General features: G+C 72.9%; 14 protein-coding genes and 1 pseudogene. 6 read left to right on the top strand and 9 right to left on the bottom strand.

Annotation, left to right across the window (positions count from 1 at the left end; genetic code table 11):
- A pseudogene (locus tag TR46_RS01195) lies at positions 1-1,420 on the top strand (ABC transporter permease); the annotation flags it as partial.
- Between the two features lie 56 nt (positions 1,421-1,476).
- On the opposite strand, the gene TR46_RS01200 reads toward TR46_RS01195, so the two are convergent.
- Together TR46_RS01200 and TR46_RS01205 are read right to left on the bottom strand one after the other, a co-directional pair.
- Complete coding sequence (locus tag TR46_RS01200; RefSeq protein WP_042392045.1) at positions 1,477-2,199, bottom strand: 4a-hydroxytetrahydrobiopterin dehydratase family protein; 723 nt, start codon at positions 2,197-2,199, stop codon at positions 1,477-1,479.
- Positions 2,200-2,279: 80 nt separating this feature from the next.
- Positions 2,280-4,166 carry a glycoside hydrolase family 35 protein gene (locus TR46_RS01205; RefSeq protein WP_052432477.1) on the bottom strand — a complete coding sequence of 629 codons (1,887 nt, stop codon included), beginning with the start codon at positions 4,164-4,166 and terminating at the stop codon, positions 2,280-2,282.
- Between the two features lie 366 nt (positions 4,167-4,532).
- Here TR46_RS01205 and TR46_RS01210 point away from each other — a divergent pair, with 366 nt between their 5' ends.
- Positions 4,533-5,786, top strand: coding sequence for a hypothetical protein (locus tag TR46_RS01210; RefSeq protein ID WP_042392047.1), 1,254 nt, complete (start codon positions 4,533-4,535; stop codon positions 5,784-5,786).
- A 12-nt stretch (positions 5,787-5,798) separates the two neighbouring features.
- Here the strand turns inward: TR46_RS01210 and TR46_RS01215 are convergent, their stop codons facing one another.
- Entirely contained in the window at positions 5,799-6,308 is a 510-nt protein-coding gene (locus tag TR46_RS01215; protein WP_042392049.1) for a GNAT family N-acetyltransferase, read from the bottom strand.
- 147 nt (positions 6,309-6,455) lie between these two features.
- Between TR46_RS01215 and TR46_RS01220 the strand changes: the two genes are divergently transcribed.
- The gene (locus TR46_RS01220; protein WP_042392051.1) at positions 6,456-7,130 is read left to right on the top strand and encodes a hypothetical protein; all 675 of its coding nucleotides are present in this window, start codon (positions 6,456-6,458) and stop codon (positions 7,128-7,130) included.
- Positions 7,131-7,236: 106 nt separating this feature from the next.
- On the opposite strand, the gene TR46_RS01225 is transcribed toward TR46_RS01220, so the two are convergent.
- Complete coding sequence (locus TR46_RS01225) at positions 7,237-7,986, bottom strand: response regulator transcription factor (RefSeq protein WP_042392052.1); 750 nt, start codon at positions 7,984-7,986, stop codon at positions 7,237-7,239.
- Complete coding sequence (locus TR46_RS01230) at positions 7,983-9,164, bottom strand: sensor histidine kinase (protein WP_236655162.1); 1,182 nt, start codon at positions 9,162-9,164, stop codon at positions 7,983-7,985. Before TR46_RS01230 ends, TR46_RS01225 begins: the two co-directional genes overlap by 4 nt.
- Before the next feature lie 168 nt (positions 9,165-9,332).
- Between TR46_RS01230 and TR46_RS01235 the strand changes: the two genes are divergently transcribed.
- From TR46_RS01235 to TR46_RS01245, 3 genes are read left to right on the top strand one after another with little or no spacing between them, the layout of a single operon-like run.
- On the top strand, positions 9,333-10,304 hold the full coding sequence (locus TR46_RS01235; protein WP_042392055.1) for an ABC transporter ATP-binding protein: 972 nt from the start codon (positions 9,333-9,335) through the stop codon (positions 10,302-10,304).
- On the top strand, positions 10,301-11,854 hold the full coding sequence (locus TR46_RS01240) for an ABC transporter permease subunit (protein WP_042392062.1): 1,554 nt from the start codon (positions 10,301-10,303) through the stop codon (positions 11,852-11,854). The genes TR46_RS01235 and TR46_RS01240 overlap by 4 nt, the downstream gene beginning before the upstream one ends.
- Complete coding sequence (locus TR46_RS01245) at positions 11,851-12,618, top strand: ABC transporter permease (RefSeq protein WP_042392064.1); 768 nt, start codon at positions 11,851-11,853, stop codon at positions 12,616-12,618. The genes TR46_RS01240 and TR46_RS01245 overlap by 4 nt, the downstream gene beginning before the upstream one ends.
- A gap of 7 nt (positions 12,619-12,625) precedes the next feature.
- Here TR46_RS01245 and TR46_RS01250 read toward each other — a convergent pair whose 3' ends face one another.
- From TR46_RS01250 to recQ, 4 genes are all read right to left on the bottom strand, one after another.
- A complete protein-coding gene (locus tag TR46_RS01250) occupies positions 12,626-13,114 on the bottom strand; it encodes a DUF3291 domain-containing protein (RefSeq protein ID WP_042392066.1) in 489 nt (162 codons plus the stop codon).
- 48 nt (positions 13,115-13,162) lie between these two features.
- Positions 13,163-13,825, bottom strand: a complete 663-nt coding sequence (locus tag TR46_RS01255; protein WP_042392068.1) for a helix-turn-helix transcriptional regulator — start codon at positions 13,823-13,825, stop codon at positions 13,163-13,165.
- A gap of 71 nt (positions 13,826-13,896) precedes the next feature.
- Positions 13,897-15,195 carry a serine hydrolase gene (locus TR46_RS01260; protein WP_063770498.1) on the bottom strand — a complete coding sequence of 433 codons (1,299 nt, stop codon included), beginning with the start codon at positions 15,193-15,195 and terminating at the stop codon, positions 13,897-13,899.
- Positions 15,192-17,258, bottom strand: coding sequence for a DNA helicase RecQ (recQ, locus tag TR46_RS01265; RefSeq protein WP_084717704.1), 2,067 nt, complete (start codon positions 17,256-17,258; stop codon positions 15,192-15,194). The genes TR46_RS01260 and recQ overlap by 4 nt, the downstream gene beginning before the upstream one ends.
- Positions 17,259-17,290: the final 32 nt, after the last annotated feature.

A 17,290-nucleotide genomic window follows, 5' to 3' on the forward strand; every position in this document is an offset into this window, starting at 1 on the left:
GGCCGAGGCCACCGCCCTGGCGGCCGCTGCCGCCGCCGCGACCGAGGTACGCCGGCGCGGCGTCAGCACCGGTGGCGGGTTCGATCCGCTGCTGGTCGGCACGCCGCTGCTGCTCGGCCTGGCCGCGGCGGTGCTGGTGGTCCGGCTCTACCCGTGGCCGCTGCGCCGGGCCGCCCGACCGCTGGCCCGCCGGGGCGGCGCGGTCGGCTTCCTCGGCCTGGCCCGGGCCGGCCGGGGACCGGCCGGCGCGGCCCTGCTGCCGCTGCTGGCCCTGCTGCTCGCGCTCTCCGTCGGCAGCTTCGGCGCCGAGGTCCTGGGCGGGGCAGCGCAGGGGCGCAGCGGGGCCGCGCTGGCGGAGGTGGGCGCGGACGCCCGGGTGGAGTCCCGGCTCCCGCTGCCGGCCACGGTGGTCCAGGCGTTCCGGGACACCCCCGGGGTGCGGACCGTACTCGGCGTCCAGCACCTCGCCGGCGGCACGGTGGGCCCGGACGGCGGCAGCTACGACCTGTTCGGGATCGACCCGCAGGCCTATGACGACCTGGCCCGCGAACAGGGGTCGACGGCTGCCGCCTTCCCGCCGTCGCTGCTGGCCTACCGCGGTGGCGCGACGATTCCCGCGCTGGCCTCACCCGCGCTGGCCGCCCGCATCCGCAGCTCCGGCGTGGCCGCCATCGACAGGGACGACTACATCGGACGATATGGCATCTCGGTGGTGGGCACCGTTCCCAGCACCCTGCTGACGACCGACCAGAATGCCCTGCTGGTCTCCAATGCCGCCTTGGCGAAGATCGCCGATGAGCAGTCGACGACGGTTCCCAGCCCCGACCTCCTGATGATCGGCGGCTCGGCGGGCGGCGACACGCTGAGGGCCGCCGTCGTCCGCGGCACCGCCCAGGCGGGTGTGGACCCGGCCCTCCTCACGGTGCGGCTGCGCTCGCAGGTACTGGACGCGCTGAACGGTGCGCCGCAGCCCCGCGAGGCGCTGGCGCTGTACCTGTGGACGATCGTCGCGGCCGGGCTGCTGAGCGTGCTCGCGGTGCTGCTGGCGCTGCTCCAGGCCGCCCCGTCGCAGGCCGCGCTGCTGGCGCGGCTACGGACCATGGGCATGGGCTCCGCGCAGGGCTACCGGCTGATGCTGGTGGAAGCCCTGCCGCAGGTGTTCGTCGGCGTGGCGGCCGGAACGCTGGTCGGCCGCGCCACCGTCCCCCTGCTCGGCCCGGCCGTCAACCTCTCCGGCCTGGCCGGCACAGCCGGCACCGTCCCCGGCGCGACCGCGGTCGGCCTGCACGCCGCGGTGCTCCCGCTGGTCGTTCCGGGCCTGGCGCTGCTGGGCCTTGCCTGCGCGGTGGTCGCCTTGGAGACGGCCGTGATCGGTCGCCGCAGGGTCGCGGTGGAACTGCGTGCGGGAGAGCGGGGGTAGGGGGTGGGGGTGCGGTTGGGGCGTTGGATCTTCGTCTGCGCATGGCGCCTCTACGGTTACTGCGGGGCGTCGTCCCTCCCCTCCCACGTGGTCACACAGATCTCGTTGCCCTCATGGTCGGCGAGCACCCAGAAGGCCGGGGCCTCGGCCGCGGAGACCAGTCGGCCCCCTGCCGCCACGGCGGAATCGAGCCGGTGCTGCGCCTCGTCGTGCGGGACGCAGAGGTCGAAGTGGATCCGGTTGCGTTGCGGGCGCGGGGCGTCCATCTGCTGGAACCAGATCGCCGGCCCCTGGCCGAGTGGGTCGACCAGCGCATCGTCGGGCCCGGTGGCCCCGGCCTCGTCGGCGTAGCCCATCACCGCCTTCCAGAAGGGCCTGATGGAGGGGATGTCGATCGCGTCGATCGCCAGTTCCAAGAGCTGGACCGAGTGCGTTCGGACCGAGTGCGTGGTGGTGGTGATTTCGGGGTCGGTCCGCAGTGCCGCCTCGGCCACGGTCGCGGAGATCCGGTGCGCGAGGTCGACATCACGCGTGGTCACGGCGGCCTGGTCCAACGACTGGAGCATGAGCACGACCCGCTCCGGCCGGATGTCCACGCGCAGGTGACGGTCGGCCTCCGCCCCGCACGCGGTGACCGCAGCCGCCGCCACCTCGGCGGCCTGTGCGAGGGACCCCACCACGACCGAGGCCCGGAGCGTGCCCAGCAGATAGCGCCACCCGTCGGCCACGACCGCGTCCGATGCCTGCTTGCGACTCAGCTTCTGCGTCTGTTCCGACATGGCGCCATGGTGACAGGGGGGTGTGACATGTGGCGTGGGGGAAGCGGGGTGCCGCCTCGATGTCGCGGCCCGGGGCGGTCCTACCACTGAGGTACAGCCGTGCCGTCCGCCACACCCAGCCTCGGCGTGTCCGTCAGCTCCAGTTCGTCCCCCGCGCGGTGCAGTTCCAGGACGATGATCTCGTTGCTGCCCGTTCGCCAGAGTGGTGCCGGGGCGTAGAGGGTCTGCTGCGGGCCCCGGTCCCAGTAGCGGCCCAGGGCGAAGCCGTTGAGCCAGAGCATGCCCTTGGTCCAGCCGGGGAGGGCGAGGAAGCCGTCCGCCGGCCTGTCGAGGGTCACGGTGAAGCGGTGGAAGGTCGGGCCGACGGAGACGGCGGCGGAGGCAGAGGTGGAGGCAGAGGTGGAGGCGCCATCGGCGTCGGCCGGGCCGTCGCGGGAGAAGTCGAGGGGCGTGAGGTCGGAGAGGGGGAGGGGGCGGATCTCCCAGCCGAACTGGTACTGGTTGTCGAGTCGGACGCCGCCGCTGATTCCCTTGCGGTCGGTCAGTAGCGGGCCGTAGTTGATGCGGCCCTGGTTCTCGACGAGCAGTTCCAGTTCGGCGCCGGCTGCCGGGACGGCGAGGGTCAGGCCCTGGTCCGGGTGGTCGCGCTCGAGGACACCCAACTCGACTCCATCGAGGAAGACTTGGGCGCGGTCGGCGAGGCCGTCGACGGACAGTTCCGCCTGCCGCAGCGGGCCGCGCAGGCGGGTGCGGTAGTGGATCAGGCCCAGGGACTGGCCCAGGGCTTCCATGGGCTCGGGTTGCGGGAGATGGTGGGCCTTGGCCAGTAGGTCGAGGGACCCGCGGAGGGGGACGGCCGCTTCTGCGCGGAGCCGACGGGGTGTCAGGCGCGGGTGGGGCGGCGGGAGCGGGTGCGGGTTGGGGCCCTGGTGGCGGGCGATGACCTCGCGGAAGCGGTGGAACTTCTCGGTGAGTTCGCCGGCCTCGCCGACCGGTGCGCCGTAGTCGTAGCTGGTGACGGTGGGCTGATAGGCGGTGCCGGTGTGGTTGGCGCCGTTGTGCCATCCGAAGTTGGTGCCGCCGTGGCCCATGTAGATGTTGACCGACGCGCCTGCGGCCAGCAGGGCGTCCAGGACCTGTGCGGCTTCTTCGGGGTCACGGACGTGATGCGCCTCGCCCCAGTGGTCGAACCAGCCGTGCCAGTACTCGGAGACGAAGAGCGGGCCCTCCGGCTGGTGCCGCCGCAGCGTGGCCAGAGCGGCCTCCGGGCGGGAGCCGAAGGTGGCGCTCGCCAGCACACCGGGGAGTCCGCCGCCGAGCTGGAAGCCGTCGGCTGCGCCGTCCGCGGTGAAGAGGAGGCAGTCGACGCCGCGGCGTAGCAGTCCCTGGCGCAGGTAATCCAGATGGGCGGTCTCGTTGGCGAAGCTGCCGTACTCGTTCTCGACCTGGATGGCGACGACCGGTCCGCCGCGTCCGGCCTGAAGCGGCGTCAGGACCGGTAGCAGGATGTCGAACCAGGCGTCCACCGCGGCCAGGTAGCGGGGTTCGTTGCGGCGCAGGCGCAGCAGGGGATCGGCCAGCAGCCAGCCGGGCAGGCCGCCGAACTCCCATTCCGCGCAGATGAACGGGCCCGGGCGGACGATGACGTCCAGGCCGAGGCCGGCGGCGGTGGTGATGAACGCGGCGACGTCCTGCGGGCCGTCGAAGTCGAAGCGGCCGGGTTCGGGCTCGTGGACGTTCCAGGCGATGTAGGTCTCGACGGTGTTGACACCCATCGCGCGCAGCCGCAGCAGCCGGTCGAGCCAGAGCTCGGGGCGGATCCGGAAGTAGTGGATCGCGGCGGAGACGATCCGGTGCGGGCGGCCGTCCCTGAGGAACGAGTCTCCGACGACGGTCAGCCCTGGGGCGCCGTCGGAGACTGGCAGCGAAGGCGAAGACTGAGGTGGAGTCGGGGGCGTGGTCGGCATGCGCGCTCCGGGGAGGTGGGTGCTTGAGCTGGAAAGCGCTTTCCAGCGGCACCCTATGAGCGCTGTCCGGTTCGGTCAAGGGCTGGTGGGTGCGGGCGCCACCGGATCGGGGTGCCCGCCGTCGGCGGCGCCGGATCCTGCGGCGCAGGGCGACTGTGCTGCCTGCGGTGAGCAGCAGCGCACCGACCCCGAGCGGGGCGCGAGTGAGGGACTCGGACGGGTGACACTCTGGGCCCGGCGGGACGCCCCGGCGGAGTGAATTCGGTCGGCCGGGTGGCGGAAGGGGCCGTGTCGGTCCCGCCGCGGGTCGCGGAACGGGTGTCGCTGGATGGGTCCCGCTCGCTTCCTCACCTACAGGAGTCTCCTGTGCGTTCCAGCAGAGTCGTCACCGCGGCCTCGGCCGCCGTCCTCATGGCCGCGCTCGCCTGGCCGTCCGCGCAGGCCGCCGGTGTGGTGACGGTGCGTCAGGCCCAGATCGACAAGGGCAGTCCATGGGCGGTGACGCCGGACAGTACCGGCGTCGCGGCCATCGGCACACTGGCGGACCCGGTCTACAGCGACGGCAGCGCCAGGCTGAAGGTCGGCCCCGGCCAACGCGCCCAGCTCGGGCACGTCCTCAACGGCAAGCTCAGCACCCTCTCCACGCAGCCGATGAGCTACGACCTGTATGTCAACGGCAGCGGCTCGACGGCCGGTGCGGTCCCCTACGGCGCCAATCTGCAACTGGTGATCACCGCCCCCACGTTCACCACGCTCAGCTTCCAGCCCCAGCTCAACGGCTCGGTCACCGCGAACAGCTGGCACGAGTTCGCCGAGGGGTCCACGTCCAAGTGGCGTACCTCCCGGGCGTTCGGCACGTACGCGGCGGGCAGCGATGCCACGTTGAAGCAGTTCCTCGCGGCGGCGGGGGGCGAGGTCACCGTCGCCGGGGTGATCCTGAATGTGGGTGCGCTGGGGGACGCCTCGGCTTCGCTGGACACCTATGTCGACAATGTCAGGGTGGGCGGCAGCACGTTCAACTTCGCCACGTCCGCCGCCAAGGAGGCGGCCGTGCAGGTGCCGGGGCGGTCCGAGCCGGGCGGGAGCTTCCCGGCCACGCTGACGTTCATCAGCCCCCACGGCGGTGTCCGCATCCCGAACGCCTCGGCCAGGGTCACCTTCAGCGGCGTGTCCGATCTGGGCGCGGACACGGTGACGGTGACGCCGACCGGGGCCTCTGTGCGCAGCCTGCGGTCCGGGGGGCTGCGGGCCGGCAGCTCCTACACCACGGAGGTGCCGGTGGCGGGTGGAGCGCTGCAGTCGGGCGGGTCGACCACGGCCGCGTTCACGGTGAAGCTCGCTCCGAGCGTCGGCCACGGGCGGCTCGTCGTCACCGGTGAGCTGCTCAACGACGGTGTCGCGACCGGGGTCACCGCACATGCCACGGTCGAACTGCCGGTGCCGTCGTCGGGCGGGGAGTCGGAGCAGGGCGAGCACATCAGGGAGGCCGCGCACCGCGCGCAGATGGCTGACACCGGGAGTTCGCGCTGGCTGACGCCGCTGGCCGGTGCCGCGGCGGGGCTGATGGGCGTCGGCGGCGCGCTTGCGGTGGCCGCCCGCCGTCGCCGCCGGAGTCAATAGTCCGGACAGGTCTCAGTTGACGGCGGGGCTTCGGCGCTCGACCAGGACGACGTCCCGCCAACTGCCGTGGTGGCGGCCGATGCGCTCGCGCGTGCCGACCACCCGGAAGCCGGACCGGCGGTGCAGCGCCAGGCTGGCGGTGTTCTCCGGGAAGATCCCGGACTGGATCGTCCAGATGCCCGCCGCCTCGGTGGAGGCGACCAGAGCGTTGAGCAGCGCGGCGCCCACGCCCTGCCCCCGGGCGTCCGGGTGGACGTAGACCGAGTGCTCCACCACGCCTGCGTAGACGCAGCGCTCCGAGACGGCCGAGACCGCGGCCCAGCCCAGCACCTTTCCGACGGGGTCCAGCGCGACCAGCCGGTGCGCCGGGAGCTTGGCCTTGTCGAAGGCCTCCCAGTCCGGAGCGGTGGTCTCGAAGGTGGCATTGCCTTCGTCGATCCCGAGTTGATAGATCGTCAGAACCTGCTCGGCATGCTCGCCGGTCAGTTCGGCGATCCGAACTCCCGTCCTGTCACTCGCCATCGGGGCACCCTCCCGCTGTGGATTCACTGAATTATGCCCTGGCCACAGCGGCGTTCCGGTGACCGGCCAACAGGTGGAGTGTCTATGCTCGGCAGTCACGCGGGCGAACATGTGCCTGCAATGGGGCAAAGGTGACAGGAACAACACATGCATGCAGAGGAACTGAGCAAGTCCGCAATCTCCGCCGAGGTGGCCACCGACATCGCCGCCCGGCTCACGGCGGTCCGGGCGAGGATCGCTGAGATCGAGGAGCAGCTGCCGGCGCTGCGGGAGACCGAGGCCTGGCTGCAGGGCGTCCTGGCGGCGGTCGGCGAGAAGCCGGGCGACCAGCCGGTCACGGCGTCCGCGTCCGCGCCGGTGGCCGTAGCGGTGGAGGGCGAGGCCGTGGCCGAGCCCGCTGTCGCGGTTCCGGCGCCGCGCCGCGAGACCAAGCCCGCGAAGACCGCCAAGACCGCCAAGGCGGCCAAGCCCGCCAGGGCGGCGAAGCCCGCCAAGGAGCCGAAGGCGCCCAGGACGCCCAGGGCGTCGAGGCGGAAGCCCGCGGCCGAGGGGTCCACCACCGCCGGGTCGGCGCCGAGTCTGCCGACCCGGGTCCTCGCGCTGCTGAGCACCAAGCGGGACCCGCAGAAGACCAGCGAGATCGCGCAGGAGCTCTTCGGCACCGAGGCCACCACCGTCCAGACCAACCTGGCCCGCGGTGCCGCCGAGGCACTGGTCAAGCGCGGTCAGGCCGAGAAGGCCAAGCAGGGCAGCACCGTCTTCTACCAGGCAGCCGGTACGGCCGACGAAGCGGCCGGGGCGGTCGTCGCGAGCAACGACTGACGGACCGGGAGACACCCTGCACAGCCCCCGTGTCGGTGGCCGTGGACCAGGCCGTGGACCACGCGGTCGACCAGGCCGCGGCCACGGCCACCGGGGCGGCTCACCCTCAGGGGGAGTCCTGGGAACGGGGGACGACCAGGCCGGTCTCATAGGCCGCCACCACGGCCTGGGTTCGGTCGCGCAGGCCCAACTTGGCCAGGATGCGGCTGACATGGGTCTTCACGGTCTCCTCGGTGACCACCAGGCGGCCGGCGACCTCGGAGTTGGACAGGCCCTCCGCCAGCAGCCGGAGGACCTGGGTCTCGCGGTCGGTGAGGGTGGTGAGCACCGGGGCGGGACGGTCGTCCGGACGGCGCGGACGGTGGCGGGTGAACTCGCTGATGAGTCGGCGGGTGACGGTGGGGGCCAGCAGGGCCTCGCCGTCGGCGATGATCCGCACCGCGTCGAATAGGTGCTCGGCGGTGACGTCCTTCAGCAGGAAGCCGTTGGCGCCGGCCCGGAGCGCGTCGTAGACGTACTCGTCCAGGTCGAAGGTGGTCAGGATGAGGATGCGGGGGCGGTGCGGACCGTCCGCCGCCGGTGCTCCCTCCGGGTCGGTGCCGATGAGCTGCCGGGTGGCCTCGATGCCGTCGGTGCCCGGCATCCGGACGTCCATCAGGACCACGTCGGGGCGCAGCTCGCGGCAGATCCGCACTGCCTCCGTCCCGTCGCAGGCCGTTCCGACGACGGTGAAGTCCGGCTGGGTGTCCAGCAGAGCGGCGAAGCCGGTGCGGACCACCTGGTGGTCGTCGGCGACGACGATGCGGACCGGTGCGGGTGCCGCTGCGGACGTGGATGCGGGCGGTGGGGTGGTCATCGGGCGGTCTCCGACCTGGTCGGTAGTTCGGTCTCGACGAGGAAGCCGCCGCCGGGCGCGGGCCCCGTGCGCAGTTCGCCGCCCACGGCGGCGGCCCGTTCGCGCATGCCCAGCAGCCCATGGCCGCCGGCTTCCGATGTGGGGGCCGGGCCCGGGCCGTTGTCGCGGATGCGCAGGCGCAGCGAGTCCTCGGTGTAGTGCAGCTCCACGTCGACGGCCGCGCCCGGCGCGTGCCGTCGGGCGTTGGTGAGCGCCTCCTGGACGATGCGGTAGGCGGCCAGCTCGATCCCCGGGTCGAGCCGGTCGGGCAGCCCGCGCAGGATGAGCCGGGTGCCGGTGCCGGCCGCGTCCCGGGCGTCGTCCAGCAGTTCGTTCAGCTCGCCCAGGCCCGGCTGGGGGCGGCGCTCGGCTGGTGCGGCCGCTGAATCCGTACCGGCGTCCTCGCGCAGCACGCCCAGCAGTCGGCGCATCTCGGTCAGCGCGGCGCGGGCGGTGTCGCCGATCGCCGACAGCCGCTGCGCCCCGGCGGCGGGCAGGTCGGGAGTGGTCAGCCGGGCGGTCTCGGCCTGCACCGAGATCATCGAGATGTGATGGGCCACCACATCGTGCAACTCCCGTGCGATGCGTGCCCGTTCACCACGTGCGGTGTGCTCCAGCAGGGTGCCCACGACGACCTGGCGGGCGGCGCTGCTCTCCAACGCCTCGTCCCGGGCCCGTAGCGCGGCACCGGTCCAGGCCGCCGCCGGCGCCAGCGCCGCGAGCAGTACGGCGAGCACCCTGGTCGCGGTGTCGGCCGGGTCGCTGAGGGCCAGCGCCAGGAAGGGCACGGCCAGCACTGCGGCTGCTGCCTGCGCGCCGCTGCGGCCGAGCCGGTACAGCGCGACCAGCTCGGCGCAGGCGCCCGCCCCGGTCAGGGTGTGGAAGGGCACCAGGGACAGCACCACCGCCAGGGTTACGGTGCCGGCGGCGAGGGCCGGACGCGGCAGGGCCAGAGACAGGGTGGAGGCCAGCGCGAGCAGGCCGAGCAGCAGTCCCAGTTGCAGCGCCTGTGCGCGGAAGTCGGTGCGCACCGCCCATTCGGTCAGTGCGCACAGCGCGAGCACAGCACCGGCGGCGGCTGGAGTCCGCCACAGCTGCCTGCGCTCGTCGTCCCTGCCCCGGTCGTCCGCTCGGCCCACGTCGATCATTGTCACCGCTGGGAGCAGGTGCTGGCGACCCTCGGGCCAGGGAGGCCGGCCTCCCCCGTAAGGGGGATGCGCGCACGGGGGAGTCGCTGGCACCGGTGACGCCAGGACGGCTCCCCGGCGCGACGACCGGAGCGGGGTCCGGCGGCCATGATTCCTGCCATGGAAGCAACCATCGCGGTAACCGGCCTGCGCAAGCGCTTCGGGCCGACGCAGGCTCTCGACGACCTGAGCTTCACCGTCACGCCGGGACAGGTGACCGGCTTTGTGGGACCCAACGGCGCGGGCAAGTCCACCACCATGCGGGTCGTCCTGGGGCTGGACACCCCGGACGCGGGCCGCGCGCTGATCGGCGGTCACGAGTACCGGACCCTCAAGCACCCGCTCAGCCATGTCGGCGCGCTGCTGGACGCCGCGGCGCTGCAGCCCGGCCGGACCGCGCGGAACCATCTGCTGTGGCTCGCCCACTCCCAGGGCCTGGGCGCCAGGCGGGTGGACGAGGTGATCCGGCTGGCGGGCCTGGAGACCGCGGCCCGCCGCCGGGCGGGGGGCTACTCCCTCGGCATGCGGCAGCGGCTCGGGATCGCCGCCGCGATGCTCGGCGACCCCCCGGTGCTGATGCTGGACGAGCCGTTCAACGGGCTGGACCCGGAGGGGATCGTCTGGATGCGCGGCCTGCTGGGCTCGCTGGCCGCGCAGGGGAGGGCGGTACTGGTCTCCAGCCATCTGATGAGCGAACTGCAGGACACCGCCGACCATCTGCTGGTGCTGGGGCGCGGCCGGGTCATCGCCGACACCAGCGTCCGTGAACTGGTCGCTGCCGCGTCCGGCGACCGGGTCACCCTGCGCACCTCCGAGCGCTCGGCGGTGATGACGCTGCTGGCACGGGCCGGGGCGGTGGTGGCGTCCACCGACCGGGAGACCCTCACCGTGTCGGGGCTGGCGGCGGAACGCATCGTCGCCCTGCTCACGGCGGACGGGGTGCCCTTCTCGGAGGTGTCCGCGCACCGGGCGACGCTGGAGGAGGCCTACATGGAACTGACCAGGGACGCGGTGGAGTTCCGCGGCGCCGGCGCCCGATCGGGGTCGACGGAGCGGGCTGACGGCTCGTCGGCCGAGGAGGTCGTGCGATGACCACGACGATCGCGCCGTACCGCTCGCAGGCGGAGGGCGCCCGGGCCGGCTTCCCGCAGTTGCTGCGGGCCGAGTGGACCAAGTTCCGTACCGTGCGCGGCTGGATGGTCGGCCTGCTGGTCGCCGTGCTGCTGACGGTCGGGTTCGGACTGCTGAGCGCGAACGGCAGTCACCGCAGTTGCAGTGGCCCCAGCGGCGACGTGGCCTGCCCGTCGCCCCCGGTCGGTCCCGGGGGCGGCATGGTGACCGACACCTTCTACTTCGTGCACCAGTCGCTGACCGGCGACGGGAGCATCACCGTGCGGGTCTCCGGGTTCTCGGCCCCAGAGGCCTGGGCCAAGGCCGGAGTCATCGTCAAGAACGGCACCGGCCAGGGCTCCGCCTACGCGGCGGTCATGGTCACCGGGACCCACGGGGTGCGGATGCAGTACGACTACACCCATGACCAGGCGGGGCTGCCGGGTGCGGTCTCGTCGAGCTCCCCGCGCTGGCTGCGGCTGACCCGCTCCGGTTCCACCCTCACCGGCTACGACTCGACCGACGGCAGCAACTGGACCCGGATAGGCGCCGCGCAGTTGGCGGGGCTGCCCTCCACGGTCCAGATCGGCATGTTCGCGGCCTCGCCCGACTCCGTGAAGACGCTCTCGCAGGGCATCGGCAGCGGTGGCGCCAGCAGCTCTCCGACCAGTGCGACCGCCACCCTGGACAACGTCACGCTGCAGGGCGGGGCGTCCGGGGCGACCTGGACCGGTTCCATGGGCAACCGTGACGGTTCGCCCGCGGGTGGCGGCTCCGTCCAGGGCCCCACGGGGGGCTTCCAGCAGGATCCCGGCACCGGCGCCTTCACCGTCCGGGGGTCCGGGGACATCGCCCCCGCTGTCGGCGGCGCGGCGGGCGACGGCCAGGCCGTCGAACGCACGCTGGTCGGCACCTTCGCCGGGCTGGTCGTGGTGGTGGTCCTGGGCACGCTCTTCATCACCGCCGAGTACCGGCGCGGCCTGATCCGGACCACCCTCACCGCGAGCCCGGGACGCGTCCGGGTGCTGGCGGCGAAGGCCGTGGTCTGCGCCGGCGCCGCCTTCGCCACCGGGGTGGTGGCCGCGGCGGTGGCGATCCCGCTGTGCACCCACATCCTGAAGGCCAACGGCAATGTGCTCTACCCCGTCGGGCTCCTCACCGAGGTGCGGCTGGTCGTCGGGACCGGGCTGCTGCTCGCCGTCGCGGCGGTGATGGCGCTGGCGGTCGGCACGATCCTGCGGCGCGGCGCGGGGGCGGTGACCCTGGTCATCGCGGTGACCGTGCTGCCCTACATCCTGGCGACCGCGTCCGTGCTGCCGACCGGGCCGTCGGAGTGGCTGCTGCGGCTCAGCCCGGCGGCGGGCTTCGCCGTCCAGCAGAGCCTGCAGGTGTTCCCCCAGGTCGACAGCTTCTACACGCCGGTCAACGGCTTCTTCCCACTGGCGCCCTGGGCCGGCTTCGCGGTGATGTGCGGCTGGGCGGCGCTGGCCCTGGGGCTTGCCGGACACCTGCTGCGCCGGAGGGACGTATGAAACTCGCCCTGCATGCGGAGTGGACCAAGCTGCGCACCCAGCCGGGGACGGCGGCGCTGCTCGTCGCTGCGGTGGTGCTGACGGTCGGGCTGAGCACGGCAGTCGCGGCGACGGCGACCACTGCGAGCGGCTCCGACCCGGCGAAGCTGGCGCTCACCGGGATCTACCTGGGCCAGGTCGTCGTCGCGGTGCTGGCGGTGACGGTGATGAGCGGCGAGTACAGCACCGGCATGATCCGCACCACGCTGGGCGCGATGCCGCGCCGCTGGACCGTGCTGGCCGCTAAGGCGACCCTGGTCGCCGGGGCGGCGGCGCTCGCCGGCGGCGTCGCCGTGCTCGGCAGCCTGCTGGCCGGGGCGCTGCTCCTCCCCGGCCACGGCTTCACCTCCGCGCACGGCTACCCGCCGCTGTCGCCGTCGGACGGCGCGGTGCTGCGGGCAGCCGTCGGATCGGTGCTGTACCTGGCGCTGATCGCCCTGCTGAGCCTGGGCGTCGCCACCGCGGTGCGGGACTCGGCGACGGCGGTGGGGGTGGTGCTGGCGCTGCTGTTCCTCTTCCCGATCCTCACGTCGGTGGTGACCGACCCGCACTGGCAGCGGCATCTTCAGCAGATCGCCCCGATGACCGCCGGACTCGCCATCGAGGCGACAACAGGCCTGCGCGGTCTGCCGATCGGCCCCTGGGCGGGGCTGGGCGTGCTGGCCGCGTGGGCGGCCGGGTCGCTGCTGGCGGGCGGGGTGCTGCTGCGGCTGCGGGATGCCTGAGCAGGCGTCAGACGGCCGTGGTGGTGGGTAGGTTGGTCCGCGGAGCCGGGTGCGGCTCGCGGAAGGTGAACGCCTCGGGCCCGTCGCCGTGTCGGCGCAGGAGGGCGATGCGCTGCATCGCCTCGGCGGTGGTCGGGAGGTGGCCGGCGGGCACCCACCACATCGCCTGGTGGTGCTCGGCCAGCCGCTCGAACCACTCGCGGCGGCGGCTGAGCACTTTCAGATGGTCGCTCCGGTAGGTGAAGTCCTTCAGCGCCTGGACCGACTCCCAGACCGAGAGGTTGATCAGCAGCATGTCGTCATGGTCGTCGGGGCGCAGGCTGGTGGAGTCCGCGCCTCCGTCGTCGACCAGACGCCAGACGAATCCGGGCGCCCCGTCGGCGAGGGCGTTGATCTCGGGCAGTTGGGCGACGAAGCCGGCCAGGACGGGACCGTCCAGGGGGCCGAGGATGCGTCCGATGTTGACCTGGGCGAGATGGAACTCGGTGTCAGCCATGGGGACAGCATGGCCGCACCCGCCTTCTATCGTCAATGGAAATGTGTTTTAGAGGGCGCCTGCTTCGGATCGCAGCGAGACGCAGCACCCCTCCGGGAGCGGGTCGAGCGCCGCCGTCCAGCCCTCGCCGCCCGCGCAGCCCGGGAGCAGACCCTCGATCAGGGCCAGGTTCATGCCGCAGATCAGCGCGGGGAACTCCTCGGCCAGCGAACGGAAGGGGCAGTTGTGCAACCGCAGCGCCGACTCGTCCCAGTACGGCTCGTACCCGCGCTCGCGCAGCTCGGTCACAGGGTCGGGTCCATCGCCCGCAGTCGCCCTGGCCCCGGCCTCGCGGGCCGCCGACTGCAGTTCCAGGTCGAGCCCCGCCCGATCCACCACGTCCGCGAGGACCCGGGCGACCGAGTCGTAGCTGCGCGGCGGAAGCGACAACTCCCGCTCCCCGGGCGCCCGTTGGTACAGCTTCGCGGGCCGCCCGGCCCCGGGGCCGGTCCGGCCCGACAGACGCTGATAGGTCACCGCCAGCAGCCCGGCTTCGACCAGCCGGTCCAGATGGAAAGCGGCCAGCGACCGGGAGATCCCCACCGCCGCAGCGGCCCCGTCCCGCCCCACTGCCGCCGGCGCAGCCGCCACCACCTCCTGGTAGAGCCGCCGCCGCACCGGATCGCCCAGCACGGCGACCGAGTCCAGCACCTCGTCCTCGCCGCTGTTCATGGTTCAACTCTATAGCGAGCGGTCGTTGGCGATAGGGGGCGGCGGGTGCACGATATGCAGGGGGCTGCCTTCTACAACTGCACGGAAACGTTCCCGACGGTCGCCAGTATCGTCAGTCTGCCGCCGATCGCCTCGAGGTAGGCGGACATGGTTGCCGTATCGAGCTGTTGGGCGCCACGCTCGATCTGGCTGATGCGTCCCTGGCTGACGCCCATCGCGGCGGCCACCTGGACCTGTGTCATGCCTTGGGTCTTGCGCAGAGCCGCCAGTTCATGGCCGCGCTCGGAATCGATCATCCGGACCTTGATGACCTCGATCCGATCACGCTGATCCGGAGTGAGGTTCGCTGTGAGATCGGTCAGGCTGCCCAGGTTCATCGCTGCTGCCTCCTCTCCTGCTTCTGCTTCGCCTCTTCGGCCAGTGCCGCGAGGTGCGCGGTGTACTTGGCGTCGGCTTCCTTGATCGCCTTTGGATACCACGCCTCCGGCGGAGAAGGTCGCGAGCGGCCCGGTGAGATGGTCGATGGCGGTTCGGGCGGAGCGGCCGATCGCGGCGTCGGCTGCCGGGAGGCGCTCGGCCAGGGACCGGGTGCGGAGGAAGACCGCGACGGCGTAGCGGTGGCCGTCCGGGTACTCGACCACGCCCGCCTCGTTGCGGATGCCCCAGTGCGTGCCGTTCTTGGCGGCGACCCGGACCTGCGGAGGGAAGCCGGACTCCAGGCGGTGGGACTGGAACTGGCGGGACATCAGTTCCCGCACCTCCGCGCAGGCCTCGGCGGGGCCGGCCTCGTCGCGCCAGATCGCGGCCAGCAGTGCGGTGATCTCGCGCGGGGTGCCGGCCCGGCCGTGGGCCGGGTCGAGGTAGGCGAGGGCGCGGATGCGGTCCTCGGAAGCCTGGGCGGGGTCCGTTCCCAGCTCGCGTTCGACCTCGGCGGCGCCCTCGCGGCAGCTCCCGCCCAGTCGGAATCGGGTGAACCCCAGCCCGGCGACGGTGTCGCGGACGTTCCGGGCGCCGACCCGCTCCAGCAGCAGGTCGGTCGCGGCGTTGTCGCTGGCGCTCATCATCAGGAACGCGGCGTCGCGCAGCGAGAGCTCGACGTCGTCCTGGCAGCCGTCGCTGCCCGCGCCGCCGCCGCTGCGGTGGGCCCGGGTGACGGTGTGCCGCTGGGTGCGGTCCAGCGTGCCGGCAGCGGCCTGTCGCGCGTACTCCAGGGCGACGGCGATCTTGAACACCGAGGCGAGCACGACCGGGGTGTCGGCCCCGAACGAAACCTCGCCGGGGTCACCGTCCAGTGCGCGGACGTGGAGGAAGCCCTCCGCGTCCGCCTCGGCGAATATCCTCTGCAGGGCGGCGCCGAGCCGGTCGGTCACTCCTGCTCCCCCTGCTCCCCCTGCTCCCCGTGCCCCTCCGGCTCCTCCCCTGCGGCGGGTTCGTCGCCGCCCCCGGCCAGCAGGTCGAGGATCTGCTGCCCGTAGGCGGCGAGCTTGTTCTCGCCGACGCCGTTGACCGCGGCCAGTTCGGTGAGGTCGGCCGGGGCGGTGGCGGCGATCTCGCGAAGGGTCGCGTCGTGGAAGACGACGTACGCGGGAACGCCCTGCTCGCGGGCGGTCGCGGCGCGCCACGCCCGCAGGGCCTCGAAGACCGGCAGCAGCTCGGCGGGCAGGTCGGCCGGGGCGGCCTTGCGTCCGCCGCTCTTCGCGGACTTCTCCGCCTTCTCCGCCTTCGCGGCCCGCGGCTGCTTGGCGGGCTCGCGCCGCAGCGCGACGGTGCGGTTGCCGCGCAGCACCTCGCCGCTCTCCTCGGTGAGCACCAGCGTCCCGTACTCGCCCTCGACCGTGACCAGCCGCTGGGCGAGCAGCTGCCGCGCCACCGAGCGCCACTCGGCCTCCGCGAGCTCCGCTCCGACGCCGAAGACGCTCAACGCGTCATGGTCGAACTGGATCACCTTGGCGGTCTTGCGGCCCATCAGGATGTCGGCGATCTGGGTGGCGCCGAACTTCTGGTGCCGCTCGCGCTGCAGCCGCACGATCGTGGAGAGGAACTTCTGCGCGGCCACCGTGCCGTCCCAGGACTCCGGCGGGACCAGGCAGGTGTCGCAGTTGCCGCAGGGCTCGCTCTTCTGGCCGAAGTAGTCCAGCAGCCGCACCCGGCGGCACTCGACGGTCTCGCACAGCGCGAGCATCGCGTCCAGATGGGCGGCGAGGCGGCGGCGGTGCGCCTGGTCGCCCTCGGAGGTGTCGATCATCTTGCGCTGCTGGACCACGTCCTGCAGGCCGTAGGCCAGCCACGCGGTGGACGGCAGCCCGTCGCGCCCGGCCCTGCCGGTCTCCTGGTAGTAGCCCTCGACCGACTTGGGCAGGTCCAGGTGAGCCACGAAGCGCACGTCGGGCTTGTCGATGCCCATGCCGAAGGCGATGGTGGCGACCATCACCAGGCCGTCCTCGCGGAGGAACCTGGACTGGTTGGCCGCGCGGATCCGGGAGTCCAGACCGGCGTGGTACGGCAGGGCGTCCACGCCGTGGTCCACCAGCCAGGCGGCGGTCTTCTCCACCGAGGAGCGGGACAGGCAGTAGACGATCCCGGCCTCGCCCGGGTGCTCGGTGCGCAGCAACTGCAGCAGCTGCTTCTTGGGCTCGTCCTTGGGGGCGATCCGGTACTGGATGTTGGGGCGGTCGAAACTGGCCACGAAGTGCCGGGCGTCGGCCAGGCCCAGCCGCGAGGTGATCTCGGCGTGGGTGGCCTCGGTGGCGGTCGCGGTCAGCGCGATCCGCGGCACCGTGGGCCACTGCTCGTGCAGCGACGACAGGGCCAGGTAGTCGGGCCGGAAGTCGTGGCCCCACTGGGCGACGCAGTGCGCCTCGTCGATGGCGAACAGCGAGATGGAGCCGCGCTGCAGCAGCCGGACCGTCGCCTCCACCCGCAGCCGCTCCGGGGCGAGGTAGAGCAGGTCCAGCTCACCGGCGACGAACTCGGCCTCCACCAGCCGGCGTTCGTCCATGTCCTGGGTGGAGTTGAGGAAGCCGGCCCGTACCCCGAGCGCCCGCAGCGCGTCCACCTGGTCCTGCATCAGGGCGATCAGCGGCGAGATCACCACGCCGGTGCCGGGACGCACCAGCGCGGGGATCTGGTAGCAGAGCGACTTCCCGGCGCCGGTCGGCATCAGCACCAGTGCGTCCCCGCCGCCGATCACCTGTTCGACGACCTCCTGCTGACTGCCCCGGAAGGAGTCGTAGCCGAAGACCCGGCGCAGCACCCGCAGCGCGGGGCTGTCCCCGGATGCGTCAGCCGCGTCGGATGCGTCGGCCGCGCCGAGGGCACCGTCCGCGGGCTCGGCCGGTTCGGGGAAGGCAGCAGGTTCCGCCGCTGCGGCCGCCGGGGCCGTAGCGGGGTTGTCGGAGGTCAGGAGGGACGCGGTGGTCTCCGGAGCGCTCATCCGGCGATTCTACGGGTGCGGACGAGGCCTCC

Source organism: Streptacidiphilus carbonis, from assembly GCF_000787775.1.
Classification (GTDB): domain Bacteria; phylum Actinomycetota; class Actinomycetes; order Streptomycetales; family Streptomycetaceae; genus Streptacidiphilus; species Streptacidiphilus carbonis.

Bases quoted from the DNA above. Each gene is read 5' to 3' on its own strand.
- TR46_RS01200 (WP_042392045.1), bottom strand. From the start codon at position 2,199: ATGTCGGAACAGACGCAGAAGCTGAGTCGCAAGCAGGCATCGGACGCG.
- TR46_RS01205 (WP_052432477.1), bottom strand. From the start codon at position 4,166: ATGCCGACCACGCCCCCGACTCCACCTCAGTCTTCGCCTTCGCTGCCA.
- TR46_RS01215 (WP_042392049.1), bottom strand. From the start codon at position 6,308: ATGGCGAGTGACAGGACGGGAGTTCGGATCGCCGAACTGACCGGCGAG.
- TR46_RS01220 (WP_042392051.1), top strand. From the start codon at position 6,456: ATGCATGCAGAGGAACTGAGCAAGTCCGCAATCTCCGCCGAGGTGGCC.
- TR46_RS01225 (WP_042392052.1), bottom strand. From the start codon at position 7,986: ATGACCACCCCACCGCCCGCATCCACGTCCGCAGCGGCACCCGCACCG.
- TR46_RS01235 (WP_042392055.1), top strand. From the start codon at position 9,333: ATGGAAGCAACCATCGCGGTAACCGGCCTGCGCAAGCGCTTCGGGCCG.
- TR46_RS01240 (WP_042392062.1), top strand. From the start codon at position 10,301: ATGACCACGACGATCGCGCCGTACCGCTCGCAGGCGGAGGGCGCCCGG.
- TR46_RS01245 (WP_042392064.1), top strand. From the start codon at position 11,851: ATGAAACTCGCCCTGCATGCGGAGTGGACCAAGCTGCGCACCCAGCCG.
- TR46_RS01250 (WP_042392066.1), bottom strand. From the start codon at position 13,114: ATGGCTGACACCGAGTTCCATCTCGCCCAGGTCAACATCGGACGCATC.
- TR46_RS01255 (WP_042392068.1), bottom strand. From the start codon at position 13,825: ATGAACAGCGGCGAGGACGAGGTGCTGGACTCGGTCGCCGTGCTGGGC.
- recQ (WP_084717704.1), bottom strand. From the start codon at position 17,258: ATGAGCGCTCCGGAGACCACCGCGTCCCTCCTGACCTCCGACAACCCC.